The following is a 20,582-nucleotide window of genomic DNA, read 5'->3' on the forward strand; positions in this document are numbered from 1 at the left end:
GAGGGAGTGTCGTAATGGGGGTTTTTTTTAGTTACATTTTACTAGGGTTATCGCTTGCCGCGCCAATCGGTCCTATAAACGCTGCACAAATCGACCAGGGGATTAAAAACGGTTTTCTTCATTCCTGGGCTATTGGGTTAGGATCTATTGTTGCTGATTTATTTTTTATCCTATGTGTGTTTTTTGGAGTTGTCCATTTTTTAGAAATTCCATTAATGAAATCATTTCTGTGGTTATTCGGAGCATTTGTGTTGTCTTATACGGCTTTTGAAAGCTTTAAAGGTACTAAAGATATTGGGATTGGAGAGCTGAGAAGTAGAGAATCTTTAAAGAAAACGTTCATTAATGGCTTTCTGCTAGCCATTACCAACCCGTTATCCATTCTTTTTTGGTTAGGTATTTATGGGAGCATACTTGCTGATTCCATTCATCGTTATAACTTGGCTCAGGTTCTGCTCTACGGAGGCGCTGTCCTTCTAGGTTTAATGATATGGGATGTATTTATGGCTTCTTTGTCTAGCGGATTTAGAAAAGTACTAACCCCCAGTCTGCTTCGAGTAATTTCAATTCTTTCAGGCTTGAGCTTACTGGGATTTGCCGCTTATTTCGGTTTTCAAGCCTTCCAATTACTCTTCCATTTCTGAATGCTTCCATTTCTTATTCATAATCATTGTTACAATACCAATAACCAGTAAAAAACCTATGCTCACAAAAAAACCGATTCGACTTGTTTTATTTAATAAAGTTCCCGAAACGGCAAGCAAAATCAAAACTAGTCCTATTAGTCGTTTTACACGTTTAAATGAAGTTAACTCCATAATTTTGTTATATGAAAACAGGATAAACAGCCAGATGTATAAAAGCATGAGGCCGGCTGCTGTGGTTAAGTATTCATATATCTTCTCCGGGAGTAGCAAAGCAACTATTATGGAAGCAATCAACCCACCGATAGTCAACAGTACGGCATAATAAGGAACTTTTCTAGGACCTGTCCTAGAGAAGAATTTAGGAGCATCTCCATCCTCTGACAACGAAGTTAATATGGTAGTGATTCCGTACAGTGAGGCTACCATAGTGGAAAAACCTCCAATAATTAAAGCACCGTTAAATGCATGGGGCACAAAAGATAGATCATACTTACTTAAAGCGGTAATGAATGGACTCTCATCCCCATTAAATTTAGTATAAGGCACAAGCCATAATGCGAGACCTATGGATACTACATAAATCGTGGTAAGTAATGAAATCATAAATGTTCCCGACTTAGGAGCATCTTTCGGATTTTTTAGTTCATTCGCCATAATACCCATAACTTCAATTCCGCCAAAACTGTAGAAGACGTAAATAGATGCAGCCCATAGTCCGGTTATACCGAGTGGAAGTAATCCTTTATTATCCCATGTGAACGAGGGGTCAGGCTGCCCGCCTTTTAAAACTCCCCCTACAGCTAGAAAAGCAATAATGATAAACATTAAAATTGCCGCTATTTTCATAACACCAAATATATTTTCAAATCGTTCAAAACCCGACACACCGGTAATAATAACACCGATCCCCAAAACACCAAATACACTTGAGGAAACCCAAAGCGGGACATTAGGAAACCAAAATTGAGCAAAGATGGCTAAAGCTGTCAACTGACTTCCCATTATAAGCAGTTCTGAAGACCAGTAAACCCATCCGTTGGTGAATCCCGCCCATCTCCCATAAGCTTTTTTAGCATAAGCCCGAAAGGATCCTTTCTGAGGATCCTCGGCTGTCATAGCTGATAAGGCATCAAATACTACATATGTTCCGATAGCAGCAAGCAAAAAGATGAGAAGTACGGCCGGCCCTCCTCTTTTCATTGCCAGAGCAGAACCAAGGAAAAAACCTGTACCAATTGTGCACCCTACTCCAATTAATGAAAGCTGCCACCATTGAATCTTTTTGTTTTCAGTTGATTCCTGTTTGTCCATACGAGGGTAATTCCTTCCAATATAGTTAAATAGAAAAACCGCATTTATGAAGCAATTTTAAAATAGTATGTGTCCTACTACTGTTTTCATACGAGAGAGAAAATTAACGAATCAATACCTTTAATGCTAGTTATAACTTATGAAAGATAAGCTCCCGTTACTTAAAGACTCAGTTTCGACACAATTTTTGAGCGGAAGGCCCTGCGGAGGACGAATTGGCTTTCCGGCCCTGCTCGACGCAGGAAAGCGAGTTCTTTCCACAGCCGTGCCCCTCTCTAAATGAGTAACGGCACCGAATTATCTCGAATTCGAGTCTTCAACAATTCGGCCCTTAAGTTTAATAAAGTTATATGTAATACCCGCATAAATGTTTAATGAATGCAGTAGAAAAGGCAGCTGAGCTGCCTTTTCTATTACATATCATGAGAGGTTTTCTGATTTTGACGGGAATGGTTTTGGTTTTTAACTTTATGCGAACCCTCAATAGGAGTTCCATAAGGCTGGTCGGGGCCTGTTGGCAAATTAGGTTTAGTTTGCTGTTTAGGTCCTTTTTTTCTTGGGGACATTGCTTACCCTCCTGCTTAAACTGAATTTATTTGCGCTTTCTTGCTTCTTCAGGACCTTCCATAGCAGTAGCCCCTGGATAACTCAATTGCTGATCCCGGTCAGACTCCACTTTTCTTGATTTTTTTAATTTCTTTTCTTGTCGATCTCTACCCATATAGATATCCTCCTTTCACTCTTAGTATGAGAAAAGAGACAGGAGTCATACTCTCCTGTCTCTTTGTAGAATCTTATTTATTATTTTTTAAAATCATCAAGAAAGTCTTTTTGAAAGCTGGTGGTAACAGTATTATTTTGAGGAGCAGATAACGATTGGAATGGATTGCTTCCATATTTTTCAGTTAAATCGTCAATAGCCTTATATAACTTTTCTTTACTTGCATATTGCTCGTAATTGAATAAATCAAGCTGCTGAGTAATCTCAGATTTTTCTGCTAGATCTTGAGCAGTTACTCCAAGAAGCCGTATGGGTTCCTGATTCCAATGTTCATCAAAGAGCTGTAAAGATACTTGAAACAAATCCTCGGCTGAATGAATGAATTCTTTTAATTGACGACTTCTTGTCACCGTTTTTCTGTCGTGGTAACGAATCATAAGCTGAACATTCTGCGCAAGCACTTTTTTATTTTTCATGCGTGCTTCTACTTTTTGTGTTAATCTTCTCAGCACACTTCGCACTTCCTGATCATCCGTAGTATCTTCCGGTAAAGTAGTAGAGGTACCAATACTTTTAAATTCATGAACTGCATCGGGATCAACAGGACGCTGATCATCGCCATTTGCACGGTTTTGCAGACGCTCCCCATTAATACCAAGCAGGCGCTTTAATTCAAGGACAGAATGTACGGCTAGATCTCCAATTGTTTCTACTTTTATCCTTCTTAGTTTTTCTGCCGTTTTGTCCCCGACTCCATACATCTCTTCAATAGGTAATGGCCATAGCTTATTCTGAAGATCTCTCTTTCTTAATATAGTAATACCCATCGGTTTTTTCATATCGGAAGCCATTTTAGCAAGAAACTTATTTGGAGCTATCCCAATACTGCATGGAAGATCGAGTTCATCTGCAATTCGCTGTTGTATTCGCTCAGCAATTTCAGGTGGGGAACCCTGCGAAGCACAATTCGTAATGTCCATGTATCCTTCATCAATGGAAACAGGCTGAACGAGTGAGGTTACATCCGCAAGTATCTTAAACATTTCTTTTGAAGCTGTACGATACCTTTCGAAATTAGGTCTCATGACCATTAATTCAGGGCACAAACGTCTAGCCTCTCCAACCGGCATTGTCGTTTTAACGCCAAACTTTCTCGCCTCATAGCTGCTGGTAACCACAATTCCTCGCCGTTCTTCTGGATTTCCGGCAATCGCGAGCGGCTTTCCTTTTAATTTGGGATCGAATGCCATTTCGACCGAAGCATAAAAGCTGTTCATATCCACATGAAGTATGACCCTTCCATTTTTAGGATACCATTTAGACACATTAATCCTTCCTTTTTTCGAACTCTTGTTCTTCTATTGTAACATATTTGAAAAGAAGGTCTGAATCCAATCAACCTAACGCAAAAAATCCCGGAATTTATCCGGGATTTTTAATATTCTATTATTGTTCCGCTGCTTCTTGAATAATTGCCGTTACAAATTCTGCAATTTTTTCTAATTCAGCAACCGGAATGCGCTCATTCTTTGTATGAATCTCTTCATAGCCTACAGATAAGTTGACAGTTGGTACACCGTAGCCAGCTATAATGTTGGCGTCACTGCCGCCTCCACTTGTCAGGAGCTGGCTTTCCCGACCAATTTTAGAAGCAGCCGCGCGGGCGATTTCTACTACCTGATCGCCTTCCTTCTGCTTAAAGCCTGGATACATGATTTCAATATCCAAATCGACTTCGCCTCCCATTTCTTCTGCTGTTTCATGAAAGGCTCGCTTCATTTTCTCTACTTGTTCCTGCATCTTTTCAGGCACTAAAGAGCGGGCTTCCGCTAATATTTCTACATGGTCGCATACAATATTTGTCTTCTGTCCACCTTCGAACCGACCAATATTGGCTGTAGTTTCTTCATCAATACGCCCAAGAGGCATTCTGGCAATAGCTTTTGAGGCGAGAGTAATAGCAGAAACTCCTTTTTCAGGAGCTACACCTGCATGGGCCGTCTTCCCTTTAACCACGGCATTAATCTTCGCCTGTGTAGGCGCGGCTACAATGATATTTCCGACTGCCCCATCACTATCGATGGCATAACCGTATTTAGCTTTTAACAATGAACTGTCCAGTGCTTTAGCTCCTACAAGTCCGCTTTCCTCTCCGACCGTGATAATAAACTGTAAGTCTCCATGGGCTATCTTCTGTTCTTGAAGGGAACGAACCGCTTCAAGTATCGCTGCTACTCCAGCTTTATCATCTGCTCCAAGGATCGTAGTTCCATCACTTACAACATAACCGTCTTTAACGGAAGGATTTATTCCATTGCCCGGAACCACAGTATCCATGTGAGAAGTAAAATATATTGGGTCTGCTTCTTCTTTAGATCCTCTTAAGTTGCAGATTAAATTGTTCGCTCCGTGACCGGTAATAGATTTTGCATCATCTTCCAAGACCTCAAGTCCAAGGTCTCGAAATTTTTTCTTGAGAACTTCAAAAATCTCAGCTTCAGATCCCGTTTCAGAGTCCACTTGGACTAATTCTAAGAATTCTTCAAGCACACGTTCTTTATTAATCATAACCATTTCATTGTCCTCCTTCGTATGTAAACCATATCCTCTTAGTACGTTAGCTGAACTAAGAGGTGGTGTCAATTAAAGAGGGATGTTCCCATGTTTTTTATAAGGACGGTCTTCATGTTTATTTTTTAACATATCCAGTGCCTTAATTAATGTAATTCTCGTTTCCCTCGGATCAATCACATCGTCAACCATGCCGAGTCCTGCTGCTACATAAGGATTAGCAAACCTCTCGCGATATTCATCGATCTTGCTCTTTCGTGTCTCTTCAGGGTTTTCACTTTCCTTTATATCCTTTGCAAAAATAATATTCGCTGCGCCTTCAGGTCCCATAACCGCGATTTCGGCATTCGGCCATGCATAAACAAGGTCTGCACCAATGGACTTACTATTTAATGCAACATATGCACCACCATAGGCTTTACGTGTAATGACCGTTAGTTTTGGCACGGTTGCTTCGGAATAGGCATACAAGATCTTCGCTCCGTGCCTTATAATGCCACCGTGTTCTTGTTTAATACCGGGGAAGAAGCCAGTCACATCTTCGAAAGTAACCAATGGAATATTAAAAGCATCACAAAAACGAATAAAACGGGACGCTTTATCGCTGGAATCAATATCAAGACCGCCCGCCATGTATTTAGGCTGGTTACATACGAGTCCTACTGTTTTTCCATTTAAGCGAGCGAAGCCTACCACTATATTTTTCGCAAAATCTTTATGGATCTCAAAGAAAGATTCTTTATCCACTACTTCATCGATTATGATCCTCACGTCATAAGGACGCAGCGGATCAAAAGGAATCTTGTCCGTTAGATCAGGCAGATAATTGTCATCTTCCATGACTTCTGCTTCTGGAGGTTTTTCTTTGTTATTCTGAGGAAGATAACTGACTAAATCTTTAACTGCATCAAGAGCAGCAGCTTCATCTTCCGTCTTTAAATGAGCGTTTCCACTCAATGTATTATGAACCTTAGCCCCGCCAAGATCCTCCGAGGATATTTGTTCACCTGTTACGGTTTCGATTACTTTTGGCCCGGTTATGAACATTTGTGAGGTTTTTTCCACCATAATAACAAAATCGGTAATCGCAGGTGAGTAAACAGCTCCTCCTGCACAAGGACCCATAATAACAGAGATTTGGGGGATCACTCCTGAATAAATAGAATTACGGTAAAACACCTGGCCATAACCATCCAGAGAAGATACACCTTCTTGAATTCTTGCTCCGCCCGAATCATTTAAGCCTATAAAGGGAGTACCATTTTTTACGGCTAAATCCATTACGGCTGCTATTTTTTTGGCGTGCATCTCACCGAGCGCCCCACCATACACGGTAAAATCCTGAGCAAATAAATAGATATCCCGCCCGTTAATCTTTCCAAAACCTGTTACTACTCCTTCACCAGGAGCCGTTTTTCCATCCATCCCGAAAGCATCGTGACGATGTTCGATAAAAGGATTCAATTCAATAAATGAATCTTTATCTACAAGATAATCAATCCGCTCTCTCGCTGTCCATTTTCCTTTGTCATGCTGCTTATCTATTCTCTCATCTCCGCCACCCATTTGGACCTGACGGCGTTTATCGTATAGTTCATTAATTTTATCAAAAATATCCACAGCTGATCACTCCTCCGACTTTGGTTGACATAGCTCATAAAGAACGCCGCTGGCGGCTTTAGGATGTAAAAAAGCAATTTGGCTTTCATGAGCTCCTAATTTTGGTTCCTCATGAATTAAAGGTACACCCTGCTGCTTATATTGTTCCAGACGAGTATGAATATCATTGACTTCCAAAGCAATGTGGTGTATTCCTTCACCCCTTTTAGTCAAAAACGATTGAATTGCCGATTGGTCGCTCAGCGGCTCAAGAAGTTCAATTCTCGTTTCTCCAATATTTAAAAAGGCTACTCTTACTTGCTCAGATTCTACTTCTTCAACAGATTCAAGCTCAAGACCAAGAGTATGCTGATAAAATGGAAGCGTCAGGTCAATGCTTTCTACAGCTATACCGATATGAGCAATCTTCTTTGGTGTCTGCACGGTTTCTTTATGAATTAATTGCTTAATATATACGGCAATGGCATCGGTAGGGGACCCACTTGTAAATATTTTAGTTACCCCTTTAGATTCCAGATAAGGAATGTCCTCAGCAGGAATGACCCCGCCCCCTATGACAGGGATGTCAGCTGCTTCTTGTTCTTTTAACGCCTCAACCACCTTAGGAAACAACGACTTATGAGCTCCTGACAGGGAAGATAGACCAATAACATCCACATCTTCTTGTATAGCAGCTCTTGCAATTTGTACTGCAGACTGCCTCAGGCCAGTATAAATAACTTCCATACCGTGATCTCTTAACGCCTGGGCTATAATTAATGCACCCCGGTCATGACCATCAAGACCTGGTTTTGCTATTAAAACTCTTATAGGCTTCATCACCATCATCCTTTCCTACATTCCCGTGTATTCCCCAAATTCATCGCGCATTACATTTGCGATTTCCCCTACGGTTGCGTAAGCTTTAACCGCTTCTACAATAAGAGGCATGACATTGTCATTCGAGCGTGCTGCTTTGCGCAACTCTTCCAAGCAGCTATCCACTTGGGAACCATCCCTCGTATTTCTAACGTGCTGAGTTTTATCGATTTGCGCTTTTTCAAGAGCTTCATCGACCCTCAACAAGTCCTGGTGAATTTCTTCATCTAATTGATATTCATTGAGCCCTACTACAATATCTTCATTGGCCTCCAGCCGTTTCTGAGCATCATAAGCAGCTTTATGAATTTCTCGCTGCATATAACCTTCCTCAACAGCCTGCACTGCTCCGCCTAGTTTTTTTATGCGATCAATGTATTCGTTAGCTTCCTTTTCAATCTGATCGGTAAGTGCTTCGACGTAATAAGAGCCTCCGAGGGGATCAATCGTATCCGCAACCCCGCTCTCATTTGCTATAATCTGCTGGGTTCTTAGCGCAATTCGTGCTGAATCCTCTGTTGGAAGCGCAAGAGCTTCATCTCTTGAATTAGTGTGCAGACTCTGCGTACCTCCCATAACAGCAGCAAGCGCTTGCAAAGTAACACGAACAATATTATTGTCTGGCTGCTGGGCCGTCAAAGTACTACCGCCTGTCTGCGTATGGAACCGCAGCTTCCAACTTTTAGGGTTCTCCGCTCCGTAATACTCTTTCATAATTTTAGCCCACATTCTTCGTGCTGCCCTGAATTTAGCTGCTTCTTCAAAAAATTGATTATGAGCATTGAAGAAAAAGGCCAGCCTCGGTGCAAACTGGTCCACTTCCAGCCCTGCTTCTATAGCCGCATCTACATAAGCCATTCCATTAGCAAGAGTAAAGGCAACCTCCTGGACTGCTGTAGAACCCGCCTCCCGTATGTGATATCCAGAAATACTAATAGTATTAAACTTGGGCAGATGAGTTTGACAATAAGCAAAAATGTCAGTGATTAGTCTCATAGAAGGTTTCGGTGGATAAATATAGGTTCCTCTTGCGATATATTCTTTCAGGATGTCATTTTGAATAGTACCCGTAAGCTTATCAGGCTTCACCCCTTGTTTTTCCCCAACGGCAATATACATAGCAAGCAAAATGGAAGCCGGTGCATTTATCGTCATCGATGTGCTGACTTGATCCAATGGAATCTCATGGAAGAGTTGTTCCATATCATGAAGAGAATCAATGGCTACACCCACTTTCCCTACTTCTCCCTCTGCCATTGGGTCATCCGAGTCATAACCTATTTGAGTAGGAAGGTCAAAAGCTACTGATAACCCCGTCTGACCTTGCTTCAGTAAGTATCGAAAACGTTCATTTGTTTCTTCGGCTGAACCAAACCCTGCATATTGACGCATAGTCCAATATCGGCTTCGGTACATCGTAGGCTGAATTCCCCTCGTATAAGGGTACTGGCCCGGAAAGCCAATTTCCTCTATGTATTGCTCTTCATTTTGAGTCGGTTCATATAATCGGTCAATTGGTAATTCAGAACTTGTTATAAATGACGATTTACGCTCAGGGAATCGTGCCGTTGTTTTTTCGACATCTTTTTCCCAAGCTTGTTTAGAATGATCATAGTTGGATGAACGGGTCATATTTAAATGCCTCCTCTTATCAGTAAGTCCCTCTCTAGCATACCAGAAATAAAGCGCTTACCTACCTAAAAATTAGTAAAATTCTCATTTATATTGTAATTGATTTCCTGGCCTTGTCCAAATGAATGTTTTTCGATAGAATATTGGGTAGGATGGAGCAAGAAGGAGGTTAAAAACCTTGGCAGGAAACAATAAGCAGCATCAACCAACGAAAAAGAAGAAATCCAAGCGAGAAAAGCGTACGAAAGCCGTAATCTATTTGATGATCCTTTCTATGGTTCTGTCGACTCTCTTAGCTGGTGCTTCATTTTTCTTATAATGTTTACAGGAAAATATAAAAAAACGGCCGGAAGCCTAGTCTAGCTTCCGGCCGTTTTTTATGTGGCTGGGTTAAGCAGCCTGTTCAATCCATCCCTTAACCACGAGTCATAAATGCTTTTCATTTCGTTATGGCTTTTCACAATAACCACTTCGGATTCTAATGAGATTATATCAAACAGTCTCTCTACGTCTTTATTATGAAGTCGTATACATCCAGCCGACACCGACTTACCTATTGATTCAGGCTGGTTAGTGCCATGTATTCCATATATTCTTCCATCAGTGCCCCGGGCGTCAAAACCAATCCAACGGGTCCCGAGTGGGTTTTCTCGCGTTCCACCGGGAATATTCTTTTTCCTATAATAAGGGTCTTTAGCTTTAACCTTTACGTGAAATTGACCTTCCGGGGTTAATTCGGAAGTTTTGCCTATGGCGGCTGAGGCACTAAACACCTCATTTCCTTCTTCAAAAACAGAAAGTTCATGTGTTGCTTTATTAACTATAATTACTGGTTCATCATTGACTTGCGGCGGGAGTAATGGGAGGAACATCATCATGACTAACATCGTCAAATGCATAAGCTTCACCCTCTTTTAGTTCAAGTTTTCCCCTGCTTATGAGGGTTATACATATATTGAACTACCCCCACTTACTCGCTGACGCTCTTTGAAGTAGGGGGATTCCTAAGAACACAAACCTAACGGTTCGTTCAAATGATTAGGCTAGCCCCGTCGCACCGACGGTTGGAAGGATCCTTTGAATCTCCTTCAATATATTGAAGCTCGCATTTAGATCGCGGTTGTGGTGGCTGCCACAATTCGGGCAATCCCACGTTCGAACAGCGAGATTCTTCACCTCACCGTTTTGGTATCCACAATAGGAACACAGTTGCGAACTCGCAAAAATTTTCGATACGGGTATCAATTGTTTTCCGTACCATTCTGCTTTGTATTCGAGCATAGTAGTGAACATCGACCAGCTCGCATCACTAATCGATTTGGATAGTTTTCGGTTTTTGAGCATATTGGAAATTTGGAGATTTTCTACCCCAATCACATCGTGTTTTTTGATGATTTCGGTAGAAATCTTATGCAGATAATCTTTGCGAGAGTTCGTAATCTTTTCATGGAGTCTGGCTACTTTAATCCGTTGACACAGGAACTTACGTTCTCGTTTCAATATAGCATATAGCCTTAGGAATAGAAAACGAAAACCTTAGCCTGAAGGCGACGGCATTCATCTCCCCCTTACCACCGGTCTTCGACACAGTGCTTGAAGAGGGAGGCTTCTGCCGATAAATGCTAAAAAGAGCTCTTAAAAATTAAATACTGTTCAATTTCATGCAATAAATGAAAGAGGCTGGCACGAGCTTCAAATTCCTCTCTCGTTTCGGGAAGTTCGTCCTCTCTGAATTCCTCTTTCATATCATTTAACTGATGCAGAAATAGTACAGCAGTATTTCCAGGATGAACAGCCTCAGCTAGGTCGTCAAAGAAATCGGCAATTCTACCACCGTGTTTGGACGGGGGCGTAATACGACTAACCAGAGGCAGCATTCTCTGTAATAAATCAAATTGTTTTGTCCTCATGTGAAAGTAATGATAATGACGGTTATGAATCCGTAAGAGATGATTTTCTACATCTCGAAAAGCTAGTGATGTGGCTTTCTCCAGGATCTCTTCTGTTTCAGCCATTTCTTTCCCTGTCCAGGAATCCCTGCCTTCTCTTAAGTAAGTCGAAATCTCTTTAAGAATTACCCTGAAATTTTCTTCCACTCTTTTCTGATAATCCTCTAATTTATTTTCTAAACTTGGCATATATAAATTTAATAATAAAGCAGTACCTATTCCTACAATAATTAAAATAATTTCGTTCAAAATAATATTCCATCCAATATCACCGGAGATATATAAATGGAGGATAATAACTGAACTGGTGACGATTCCCTGTGTTAACTTCAACCTTACAGTCACCGGAATGAATGCAAAAAGCATCAAACCAATGGCAATTGGATTATAGCCAATGAGTATTTCAAAGAAAATGTAGGAAAATCCCATAGCTATCAAACAGGCAGAAAAACGGTACCATGAAGTAAGAAAAGAGCGCTTTCGGGTGATTTGGATACAGAGAATGGTTAAAATTCCGGCTGAAACAAAGTTCTCCAACTGAAGCAGCTGTGCAATCCAAATGGCAATTGGCGTACCAAGCGCTGTTTTTATCGTACGATAGCCGATCTTCAAATCTATTTTTCACCTCGATTCTCTAATTTATATCAAAAAAGGGACCTTTGTAAGTACAAAGATCCCTTAAACGTATGATTATACTTCTTCACAATACTCATCAAAGCTGCGCTGAAGCTTACCGATTACTTCCATTGGCTCAAAACCTTCGATATCATGACGTTCGACCATTGTCTGGATTTTTCCATCTTTTAAAAGTGCAAATGAAGGTGAGGATGGAGGGTAACCTTCGAAATATTCTCTTGCACGGTTGGTAGCTTCCCGGTCCTGACCTGCAAATACAGTAACCAGCTGGTCCGGTCGTTTATCATAGTGAATGGCATGAGCTGCTGCCGGCCGAGCAATACCTCCAGCACAACCACAAACCGAGTTAATCATAACGAGTGTTGTACCTTCTTTATTTAAAGCTTCATCAACTTCTTCGGGTGTTGTTAATTCGTTGTAACCCGCTTGTTTGATCTCATCGCGCGCTTGCGTTACAACGTCGTTCATGAAAATATTAAAATCCATGTAGCATGGCTCCTTTATTAAGTACTAGAGCCATTTTACCAAGATATTCATTGTCTTTCAATCCAATTGAGTTAACACATAGAAAAGTTATGGGGATTTAAGAAGAAAGCTGCTCCCAGATAAACACTTAGGAACAGCTTTCTTCTTAATTAATAGACAGAAGTATTATCTTCAGACATTTTTTCCAGAATCTCCTTAACACGTGCCAGGAAATTACCTGCAACCAGTCCGTCTAATACCCTGTGATCTAAGGAGAGACACAGGTTTACCATGTCACGAGCCCCGAACATGCCATTCTGATATACAGGTCTTTTCACTATGGATTCCACCTGAAGAATAGCTGCCTGTGGATGGTTAATAACCCCCATAGATTGGACAGAGCCGAAAGACCCGGTGTTATTGACGGTAAAGGTGCCGCCTTCCATATCTTTAGAAGTCAACTTACCATCTCTTGCTTTACCAGCTAAATCAGTTATATCTTTGGCAATTCCTTTAATGCTCTTTTCATCAGCATCACGGATAACGGGTACAAATAGTTGATCTTCTTTAGCTACCGCAATATTTAAGTTGATGGCTTTTCGCTGAATGATCTTGTCTCCGCCCCAAGTGCTGTTTAACTGTGGATATTCTTTTAAAGCTTGCGCTACAGCTTTCACAAAGAAAGCAAAATAGGTTAAGCTAAATCCTTCTTTTTCTTTAAACTGTTTTTTCTTTGCATTCCGAAGTTCCACTAGATTCGTAACATCTACTTCTACCATCATCCACGCATGTGGAATCTCAGTTTTAGATTTCACCATGTTCGATGCGATCGCTTTACGAACACCGCTTACAGGGATTTCAATGTCCCCTTCACCTGTTTGGACGTTGGAAGCGGCAGCAGCTGGCGCTTGTTTTTCAGAAGCAGGAGCTGCAGGCTGAGCAGAAGGCTCTACATTTTCCTCTGGATCTTTCTTGGCTTGTGGAATTTCTCCGCTTTCAATAATCTTCTCAATGTCCTTACGCGTGATCCGCCCTCCACGGCCCGATCCTTCAACTTGATTCAAGTCTATGTCATGATCTTGAGCAAGCGTCATGACAGCAGGAGAGTACCGCTTTTTGTTTCCTTTATCCTGCTTAGACTGATCGGATTTTTGGGAAGAAGTTGTTTTCTTCTCTTCTTGTTTCTTTTCTTGCTTAACCGGCGCTTCTTCTACATTAGATTCCTCCGGCTTTTCTTCAGAAGTTGACCCCTCTACCTCTATATGACACATTAAATCGCCAACCGCCAGGGTTTCCCCTTCTTCCGCTACAAGTTCTTTTATTACCCCTGTGAAGGAAGATGGTACTTCTGCGTTCACTTTATCAGTCATAACTTCAGCTATTGGATCATATTTATTTACTTGATCACCAGGCTCAACAAGCCATGTACTGATCGTACCTTCTGTGACACTTTCACCAAGCTGAGGCATATTGATCTTTTCTACGCCCACACGAACTCCTCCTTAATTAAAATTCAGCGAGATCCCGCATTGCTTTTTCTACTTTATCTGGGTTCATCATGAAAAACTTTTCCATTGTCGGTGCATAAGGCATGGACGGAACATCAGGACCCGCAAGACGCTGGACAGGTGCATCTAAATCAAACAAGCAATTTTCACTTATGATCGCTGATACTTCCGATATAATTCCGCCCTCTTTGTTATCCTCTGTAACTAAAAGAACCTTTCCTGTTTTGGAAGCGGCTTCAATAATACCTTGCTGATCCAATGGATATACAGTTCTTAAATCAAGGATATGAGCATCAATTCCTTCTTCAGCTAACTTCTCAGCCGCTTGCAGCGCAAAGTGCACACATAGACCATAAGTAATTACCGTAATATCTGAACCTTCTCTTTTAACATCCGCTTTTCCAATAGGTAACGTATAGTCCTCTTCAGGTACTTCTCCTTTAATTAAACGGTAAGCTCGCTTGTGTTCAAAGAATAGGACAGGATCATTATCACGAATGGAAGCTTTCAACAACCCTTTCACATCGTAAGGAGTTGAAGGCATTACAATCTTTAACCCTGGCTGATTTGCGAAGACAGCTTCCACAGATTGAGAATGATAAAGAGCCCCGTGTACACCACCACCATAAGGAGCTCGGATCGTCATTGGCACACTCCAATCGTTATTCGAACGATAGCGCGTTTTAGCAGCTTCAGAAATGATCTGGTTCACTGCAGGCATGATGAAGTCAGCGAACTGCATTTCTGCTACCGGTCTCATCCCATACATAGCCGCACCGATTCCAACTCCTGCAATTGCAGATTCAGCGAGAGGTGTATCAAGAACGCGATCTTCTCCAAACTCATCATAGAGCCCGTCTGTAGCGCGGAAGACCCCGCCTCGCTTACCGACGTCCTCTCCAAGCACGAATACTTTATCGTCCCGCTTCATTTCTTCTCTTAAAGCCTGAGTTACTGCCTGAATATAAGATATAACTGCCATTTTTATTCCCCCTCCTTACTCTTCATTCTCTTCATAGACGTACTTCATTGCCGATTCCGCTTCAGCATATGAAGCATTTTCAGCGTAGTCAGTTGCATCATTGACAATTTGATTAATCTCTTCATTCATTTCGGTTTCTATCTCTTCTGTGAGTATGTTTTGTTCGCGTAGGTAATTCGCAAAAGTAACTATAGAATCTTTCTTTTTAGCTTCATCTACTTCTTCCCGTTCCCTGTATGTGCGATCATCGTCATCACTTGAGTGAGGGGTCAAACGATAGGATACTGTTTCGATCAGGGTAGGGCCTTCGCCATTTCTGCCACGGTCTGCTGCCGCTTTAACTGCCTCATAAACGGCAAGTGGGTCGTTCCCATCAACAGTATAACCCGGCATACCATATCCGATGGCACGATCAGAAACCTTTTCACACGCAAGCTGTTTCGAGACAGGTACAGAGATGGCATATTTATTATTTTCTACCATAAATATAACTGGAAGTTTATGAACGCCTGCAAAGTTCGCTCCTTCATGAAAATCCCCCTGATTGGAGGAACCTTCTCCGAAAGTCACAAGTGATACAAAATCTTTCTTTTCCATCTTTCCAGCCAGTGCTATCCCTACTGCATGAGGGACTTGAGTCGTTACTGGAGATGAACCTGTTACAATTCTGTTTTTCTTCTGTCCGAAGTGTCCGGGCATTTGACGTCCACCTGAATTCGGATCCTCCGCTTTAGCAAAACCAGAAAGCATCAAATCCTGAGGTGTCATTCCAAAGGAAAGGACAACTCCCATGTCCCTATAGTAAGGCAAAGCATAGTCTTTAGTTCGGTCAAGAGCATAGGAAGCGCCTACTTGGGCAGCCTCCTGACCTTGACATGAAATAACAAATGGAATTTTACCTGCACGATTCAACAGCCACATTCTTTCGTCTATCTTTCTTGCCATAAGCATGGTTCGGAACAAATCTAAAACTTCTTCGTCACTAAGTCCTAATGATTTATGGCGGTTTTCAGCCATATTTCCCCCTCCTTTATTTATCCGTGGATTTGATTACCATCTACAGCCATAGCTGCTTCTCCAATTGCTTCTGCAAGCGTTGGATGCGGGTGAATACTCTCTGCAATTTCCCATGGAGTTGCATCCAGTACTTTCGCAAGACCTGCTTCAGAAATCATATCCGTTACATGCGGACCTACCATATGAACTCCTAAAAGATCATCCGTATCTTTATCAGCAATGATTTTTACGAAACCATCTGTTTCTCCAAAAACAAGAGCCTTACCAATAGCCTGAAATGGGAATTTCCCAGTTTTTATATTATAATTTTCATCTTTAGCCTGCTGCTCCGTCAAACCTACACTCGCTACTTCAGGATTTGAATAAATGCAAGTAGGCACATGATTATAGTTCATGGAGTGAGGGTTTTGGTTAGCCATATGTTCAACTGCTGTAATTCCTTCGTGAGAAGCAACATGAGCCAGTTGCATACCGCCAATTACATCGCCAATTGCATAAATATGACTTTCTTTTGTCTGGTAATAGGAATTGGTCTTAATCACACCATTTTCCACAACAATATCTGTATTTTCGAGACCAATATTCTTCACGTTGGCCGAACGTCCCACTGAGACAAGCATTCGGTCGGCTTCATAAGTCATGACTTCACCGTTTACTTCTGCCTGGATAGAAATACCTTTATCTTTAGTAAGTGTATCCGGCATTACTTTAGCACTTGTTACAATACTAATTCCTTTTTTCTTCATTTGTTTCTGCATTTCCTTGACAACATCCTGATCTTCTGTCGGTAAGATCTGAGACATATACTCAAGTACAGTGACTTTGACTCCAAAATCAGAGAGCATGGATGCCCATTCAATGCCTATGACTCCCCCGCCTACAATTACAATAGAAGATGGTAATTCGTCCATATAGAGTGCTTCATCTGAAGTCATTACCTGAGTTCCGTCCACTTCAAGTCCTGGTAGAGACTTAGGACTGGAACCGGTTGCTATTAATACATTTTTAGGAATTAACATTTCGTTTTCTTCCCCGTTATTCATTTCCACAGATATTGTTCCCGCTGACGGAGAGAAAATGGAAGGGCCAAGAATTCTTCCAAATCCTTCAAAAATATCAATTTTGCCTTTCTTCATTAAACCTTGCACACCATTATGTAGGGTGTCTACAATTGATTGTTTACGCTCTTGAACCTTAGTGAAATTAAGTGTTGGCTCTTGAACGGTCACGCCAAAGTCTTCTGCTTCCTTTGTCTGACGGAAAACCTCCGCACTTCTGAGCAAGGCTTTCGATGGAATGCATCCGCGGTGAAGACATGTCCCTCCAAGTTCGCGTTTCTCAACAATTGCTACTTTAAGTCCAAGCTTCGAAGCGCGGATAGCTGCGACGTAACCACCTGTGCCGCCTCCGAGAACGACTAAATCATATTCTTCAGCCATGTGGACTCTCCTTCCTATTCTATAAAATTAGGATACTGCTTTGGAACTTCTTCATGATTCAGTATTCGTAAAGTGCCTTCGTTTAAAGCCTCTAGTTCATTCTCACCTGGATAGACAAGTACATCAGCAATCCAGTGGATTCGCTTTGATATTTCACTCACGAATGTTTTACCATAGGCAAGCCCTCCGGTTAGCGCTATTGCATCTACTTTCCCTTCAAGAGCTGCGCTCATGCTGCCTATTTCTTTAGCGATCTGATAAGCCATGGCTTCATAAACTAGTTTCGCTTTACGATCACCGTGCTGGACCATCTTTTCTACTTCTCTAGCATCGTTTGTATCTAAATAGGCCATTAACCCACCTTGTCCTACCAACTTTTTCATGACTTCATCTCTGTAGTATTGCCCTGAAAAACAAAGAGATACAAGATCCCCTGCGGGGACCGTTCCAGCCCTCTCCGGCGAAAATGGTCCATCCCCGTGAAGACCATTATTAACGTCAACAACGCGGCCGTTGGCATGAGCTCCCACAGTAATGCCACCCCCCATATGGGTGACAATTAAGCGGGTGTCTTTATAAGACTTCTCTAAATCTTTTGCAGCGCGCCGTGCTACTGCTTTCTGGTTTAAAGCATGAAAAATACTTTTACGAGGGATTTCAGGAACCCCGGAGACTCTGGCTATATCCTGAAGCTCATCCACGACAACAGGATCAACAATATAAGCTCCAATATTTAACCCCTTTGCTATTTCATTAGCTATAATTCCGCCCAAATTGGAAGCATGTTCACCATTGTAGCCGTTTTTCAAATCCTCAAGCATAGCTTCATTGACCTCGTATGTGCCTCCTTCAATAGGCCGAAGCAAACCGCCTCTTCCACAAACAGCACTCAACTTACTGATATTAATTCCCTCTTGATCAAGTTCATTGAGAATGACCTGCTTCCTGAATTCATACTGGTCAATAATTTTATTAAATTGAAAGATTTCTTCAGGCTGGTGCCTGATTGTTTTTTCAAAAATAGCCTCTTCACCGTCAAAGACGCCAATCTTAGTTGATGTAGAGCCAGGATTAATTACTAGTATGCGATGATTTTGCAATGTCTTCGACCTCCATACACGTACTTATTTCCTACTTAGAATGTGGTGGCCGTTTTGAAGAAACTGGCTCCGAGAGCGACGCAGACGTTCAATACGTTCCTCTGCCATGCGGTCGGCTGCTTTATAAGTAGGTATGTTGTCACGACGGGAGATTTCAAATACACGGGAGACGTTGTCATAAATTGTTTCTACTCGCTTCATAGCTCGCTCTTTATTGTAACCATGGAGTTCATCAGCTACGTTAATCACTCCGCCTGCATTAATAACATAATCCGGAGTGTACACGACGCCTTTCTCATGGAGAAGGTCACCATGGGAGGTATCTTTTAACTGGTTATTAGCTGCTCCTGCAATGACTTTCGCTTTTAACTGAGGAATGGTTTCGTCATTAATGGTTGCACCTAAAGCACAAGGAGCATATATATCACAGTCAACGCTATATATGTCTTCAGTCTCCACTGCTTCAGCCCCGAATTCATCTACAGCACGCTGAACAGCCTCCTTATTAATATCGGTGACAATCAAATGTGCTCCTTCTTCATGCAAATGACGGCAAAGGGTGAAAGCTACGTTCCCTACTCCTTGTACAGCTACCGTTTTTCCTTCTAGAGAATCACTGCCAAAACCTTCTTTTGCGGCTGCTTTCATACCTCTGTAAACACCATAAGCTGTTACTGGGGAAGGGTTTCCTGAGGAGCCAAATGCTGGAGATATACCTGTTACGTAATCAGTCTCTTCATGAATTAAATCCATATCCTGAACAGTTGTCCCTACGTCTTCAGCCGTAATGTATCGTCCATTCAACCCTTGAATAAAGCGGCCGAATGCCCGGAACATTTCTTCATTCTTTTCTGTCTTGGGATCTCCTATAATTACCGTTTTTCCTCCTCCAAGGTTCAATCCAGCAGCGGCATTCTTATAAGTCATCCCTTTAGCTAAGCGGAGAGCATCCTCAATTGCATCTTCTTCAGAAGCGTAGGTCCACATGCGTGTTCCGCCGAGTGCCGGTCCTAAAGTAGTATCGTGGATCGCGATAATAGCTTTCAAACCAGATTGTTCATCCTGACAGAATAATAGTTGTTCGTAATCGTACTCTTTCATGTATTTAAAAATTTGCATTTTCAATTCCTCCTATTGTTTGCTGGACTGTAATGCCAGTGCTAGTGAATAAACCTTACTTTCTGCTGAATCAGCTCTTGAAGTCAATACTATAGGTGCTTTGGCTCCACTTATTACAGCAGCGACTTTAGCACCAGCGAAATACATAAACGACTTGTATAAGGCGTTAGCCACTTCAATAGTAGGCACCATTAGTATATCCGCTTGTCCTGCCACTTCTGACTGCACCCCTTTATGTTCAGCCGCTCGTTTATCAACCGCATTATCAAAAGCAAGCGGTCCATCCACAAGACAACCACTAATCTGTCCCCGCCGGTTCATTTGTGTTAATATTGCAGCTTCCTCAGTAGCCGGCATAGCTGGATTAACTACTTCTACAGCAGCAAGCACAGCAACCTTTGGTACGTTCCATCCTGCTAAGCTCGCTACTTCAACAGCATTATTTATGATTTGTACCTTCTCTTCCAGGGTCGGGGCAATGTTCATAGCTGCATCAGTTAAAAATATTAATTTGTCCTGCCCTGGTACTTCGAAGAGGGCAACATGGGATAAGACCCCGCCAGCTCTAAGACCATACTGTTTATCTAATACGGCTTTAAGTAATGTTTTAGTATCTACATTCCCTTTCATTACAACATGAGCTTCCTGATTATGAACGGCCTTTACGGCTTCATGCGCAGCCTTTTCACGACTGCAATCCAGAAGGGTTATCCCATCATCTTCCAAGTTTATGTTCAGCTTGTTTGCAAGCTCTGTTATAGCTAGTTTATCTCCTGTAAGAAGAAACCTGCCAATTCCCAGTTCTCGTGTTTTTTTAACCGCCCTTAAGACTTCTTCATCTTCAGCTTGTGCTACTGCAACGGTTTTCAATTCTGCACGATTAACCTGGGCCACCATTTGATCTAAGGTTCTCATTCTTTCACCTCTTCTTAATATAAATAATGCAAGATTCGTGCCAACTCAATGCACCCCACATCTTCCTGTTTCGAAAATCACATCCATGCAAG

Annotated in this window: 20 protein-coding genes and 1 pseudogene; 2 read left to right on the forward strand and 19 right to left on the reverse strand. The window is 41.8% G+C overall.

The genetic code is table 11. The features are described from left to right. The first annotated feature begins 14 nt into the window (after positions 1 to 14). Positions 15 to 644, forward strand: coding sequence for a LysE family transporter (locus LCM11_RS02615; RefSeq protein WP_224892716.1), 630 nt, complete (start codon positions 15 to 17; stop codon positions 642 to 644). On the opposite strand, the gene LCM11_RS02620 is transcribed toward LCM11_RS02615, so the two are convergent. From LCM11_RS02620 to LCM11_RS02655, 8 genes are all read right to left on the reverse strand, one after another. Next, positions 627 to 1,958 carry an amino acid permease gene (locus tag LCM11_RS02620; RefSeq protein ID WP_224892717.1) on the reverse strand — a complete coding sequence of 444 codons (1,332 nt, stop codon included), beginning with the start codon at positions 1,956 to 1,958 and terminating at the stop codon, positions 627 to 629. The genes LCM11_RS02615 and LCM11_RS02620 overlap by 18 nt on opposite strands. Positions 1,959 to 2,371: 413 nt before the next feature. After that, positions 2,372 to 2,524: a small acid-soluble spore protein P gene (locus LCM11_RS02625; protein ID WP_041601354.1), complete on the reverse strand. Its 153-nt coding sequence runs from the start codon at positions 2,522 to 2,524 to the stop codon at positions 2,372 to 2,374. 26 nt (positions 2,525 to 2,550) lie between these two features. Further along, positions 2,551 to 2,679, reverse strand: coding sequence for a YpzI family protein (locus tag LCM11_RS02630; RefSeq protein ID WP_224892718.1), 129 nt, complete (start codon positions 2,677 to 2,679; stop codon positions 2,551 to 2,553). A gap of 80 nt (positions 2,680 to 2,759) precedes the next feature. Further along, the gene (locus tag LCM11_RS02635; protein WP_224892719.1) at positions 2,760 to 4,004 is read right to left on the reverse strand and encodes a DNA polymerase IV; all 1,245 of its coding nucleotides are present in this window, start codon (positions 4,002 to 4,004) and stop codon (positions 2,760 to 2,762) included. Positions 4,005 to 4,125: 121 nt separating this feature from the next. Continuing rightward, entirely contained in the window at positions 4,126 to 5,247 is a 1,122-nt protein-coding gene (locus LCM11_RS02640; protein WP_224893079.1) for a M20/M25/M40 family metallo-hydrolase, read from the reverse strand. Positions 5,248 to 5,322: 75 nt separating this feature from the next. Continuing rightward, complete coding sequence (locus tag LCM11_RS02645; RefSeq protein WP_224892720.1) at positions 5,323 to 6,870, reverse strand: acyl-CoA carboxylase subunit beta; 1,548 nt, start codon at positions 6,868 to 6,870, stop codon at positions 5,323 to 5,325. 6 nt (positions 6,871 to 6,876) lie between these two features. After that, the gene (gene mce, locus LCM11_RS02650) at positions 6,877 to 7,689 is read right to left on the reverse strand and encodes a methylmalonyl-CoA epimerase (protein ID WP_224892721.1); all 813 of its coding nucleotides are present in this window, start codon (positions 7,687 to 7,689) and stop codon (positions 6,877 to 6,879) included. Positions 7,690 to 7,704: 15 nt separating this feature from the next. Continuing rightward, entirely contained in the window at positions 7,705 to 9,360 is a 1,656-nt protein-coding gene (locus LCM11_RS02655; RefSeq protein ID WP_224892722.1) for a methylmalonyl-CoA mutase, read from the reverse strand. A gap of 178 nt (positions 9,361 to 9,538) precedes the next feature. Between LCM11_RS02655 and prli42 the strand changes: the two genes are divergently transcribed. Next, positions 9,539 to 9,679, forward strand: a complete 141-nt coding sequence (gene prli42, locus LCM11_RS02660) for a stressosome-associated protein Prli42 (RefSeq protein ID WP_224892723.1) — start codon at positions 9,539 to 9,541, stop codon at positions 9,677 to 9,679. Positions 9,680 to 9,737: 58 nt separating this feature from the next. Here prli42 and LCM11_RS02665 read toward each other — a convergent pair whose 3' ends face one another. The 11 genes and pseudogenes from LCM11_RS02665 to yqiS all read right to left on the reverse strand — a co-directional run bounded on the left by LCM11_RS02665 (position 9,738) and on the right by yqiS (position 20,490). Next, a complete protein-coding gene (locus LCM11_RS02665; protein WP_224892724.1) occupies positions 9,738 to 10,259 on the reverse strand; it encodes a L,D-transpeptidase in 522 nt (173 codons plus the stop codon). A 139-nt stretch (positions 10,260 to 10,398) separates the two neighbouring features. Beyond that, positions 10,399 to 10,833, reverse strand: a pseudogene (locus LCM11_RS02670) (RNA-guided endonuclease TnpB family protein); the annotation flags it as partial. A 149-nt stretch (positions 10,834 to 10,982) separates the two neighbouring features. Beyond that, positions 10,983 to 11,921, reverse strand: coding sequence for an aromatic acid exporter family protein (locus tag LCM11_RS02675; protein WP_224892725.1), 939 nt, complete (start codon positions 11,919 to 11,921; stop codon positions 10,983 to 10,985). A 78-nt stretch (positions 11,922 to 11,999) separates the two neighbouring features. Next, positions 12,000 to 12,431: a BrxA/BrxB family bacilliredoxin gene (locus LCM11_RS02680; RefSeq protein WP_224892726.1), complete on the reverse strand. Its 432-nt coding sequence runs from the start codon at positions 12,429 to 12,431 to the stop codon at positions 12,000 to 12,002. A 149-nt stretch (positions 12,432 to 12,580) separates the two neighbouring features. Continuing rightward, positions 12,581 to 13,900, reverse strand: coding sequence for a dihydrolipoamide acetyltransferase family protein (locus LCM11_RS02685; protein WP_224892727.1), 1,320 nt, complete (start codon positions 13,898 to 13,900; stop codon positions 12,581 to 12,583). 16 nt (positions 13,901 to 13,916) lie between these two features. Continuing rightward, positions 13,917 to 14,900 (reverse strand): alpha-ketoacid dehydrogenase subunit beta, encoded by a 984-nt coding sequence (locus LCM11_RS02690; RefSeq protein ID WP_089749279.1) that lies wholly within the window; start codon positions 14,898 to 14,900, stop codon positions 13,917 to 13,919. Positions 14,901 to 14,915: 15 nt separating this feature from the next. Continuing rightward, the gene (locus LCM11_RS02695) at positions 14,916 to 15,917 is read right to left on the reverse strand and encodes a thiamine pyrophosphate-dependent dehydrogenase E1 component subunit alpha (RefSeq protein WP_224892728.1); all 1,002 of its coding nucleotides are present in this window, start codon (positions 15,915 to 15,917) and stop codon (positions 14,916 to 14,918) included. A gap of 17 nt (positions 15,918 to 15,934) precedes the next feature. Then, entirely contained in the window at positions 15,935 to 17,356 is a 1,422-nt protein-coding gene (gene lpdA, locus LCM11_RS02700; protein ID WP_224892729.1) for a dihydrolipoyl dehydrogenase, read from the reverse strand. Positions 17,357 to 17,370: 14 nt separating this feature from the next. Then, positions 17,371 to 18,456, reverse strand: coding sequence for a butyrate kinase (gene buk, locus LCM11_RS02705; RefSeq protein ID WP_224892730.1), 1,086 nt, complete (start codon positions 18,454 to 18,456; stop codon positions 17,371 to 17,373). A 24-nt stretch (positions 18,457 to 18,480) separates the two neighbouring features. Next, positions 18,481 to 19,575, reverse strand: a complete 1,095-nt coding sequence (gene bcd / locus LCM11_RS02710; protein ID WP_224892731.1) for a branched-chain amino acid dehydrogenase — start codon at positions 19,573 to 19,575, stop codon at positions 18,481 to 18,483. A 12-nt stretch (positions 19,576 to 19,587) separates the two neighbouring features. Further along, the gene (yqiS, locus tag LCM11_RS02715; RefSeq protein ID WP_224892732.1) at positions 19,588 to 20,490 is read right to left on the reverse strand and encodes a phosphate butyryltransferase; all 903 of its coding nucleotides are present in this window, start codon (positions 20,488 to 20,490) and stop codon (positions 19,588 to 19,590) included. Positions 20,491 to 20,582 lie beyond the last annotated feature (92 nt).

This window comes from Halobacillus halophilus, from assembly GCF_020171985.1.
In the GTDB taxonomy this organism is placed as follows: Bacteria; Bacillota; Bacilli; order Bacillales; family Halobacillaceae; genus Halobacillus; species Halobacillus halophilus_A.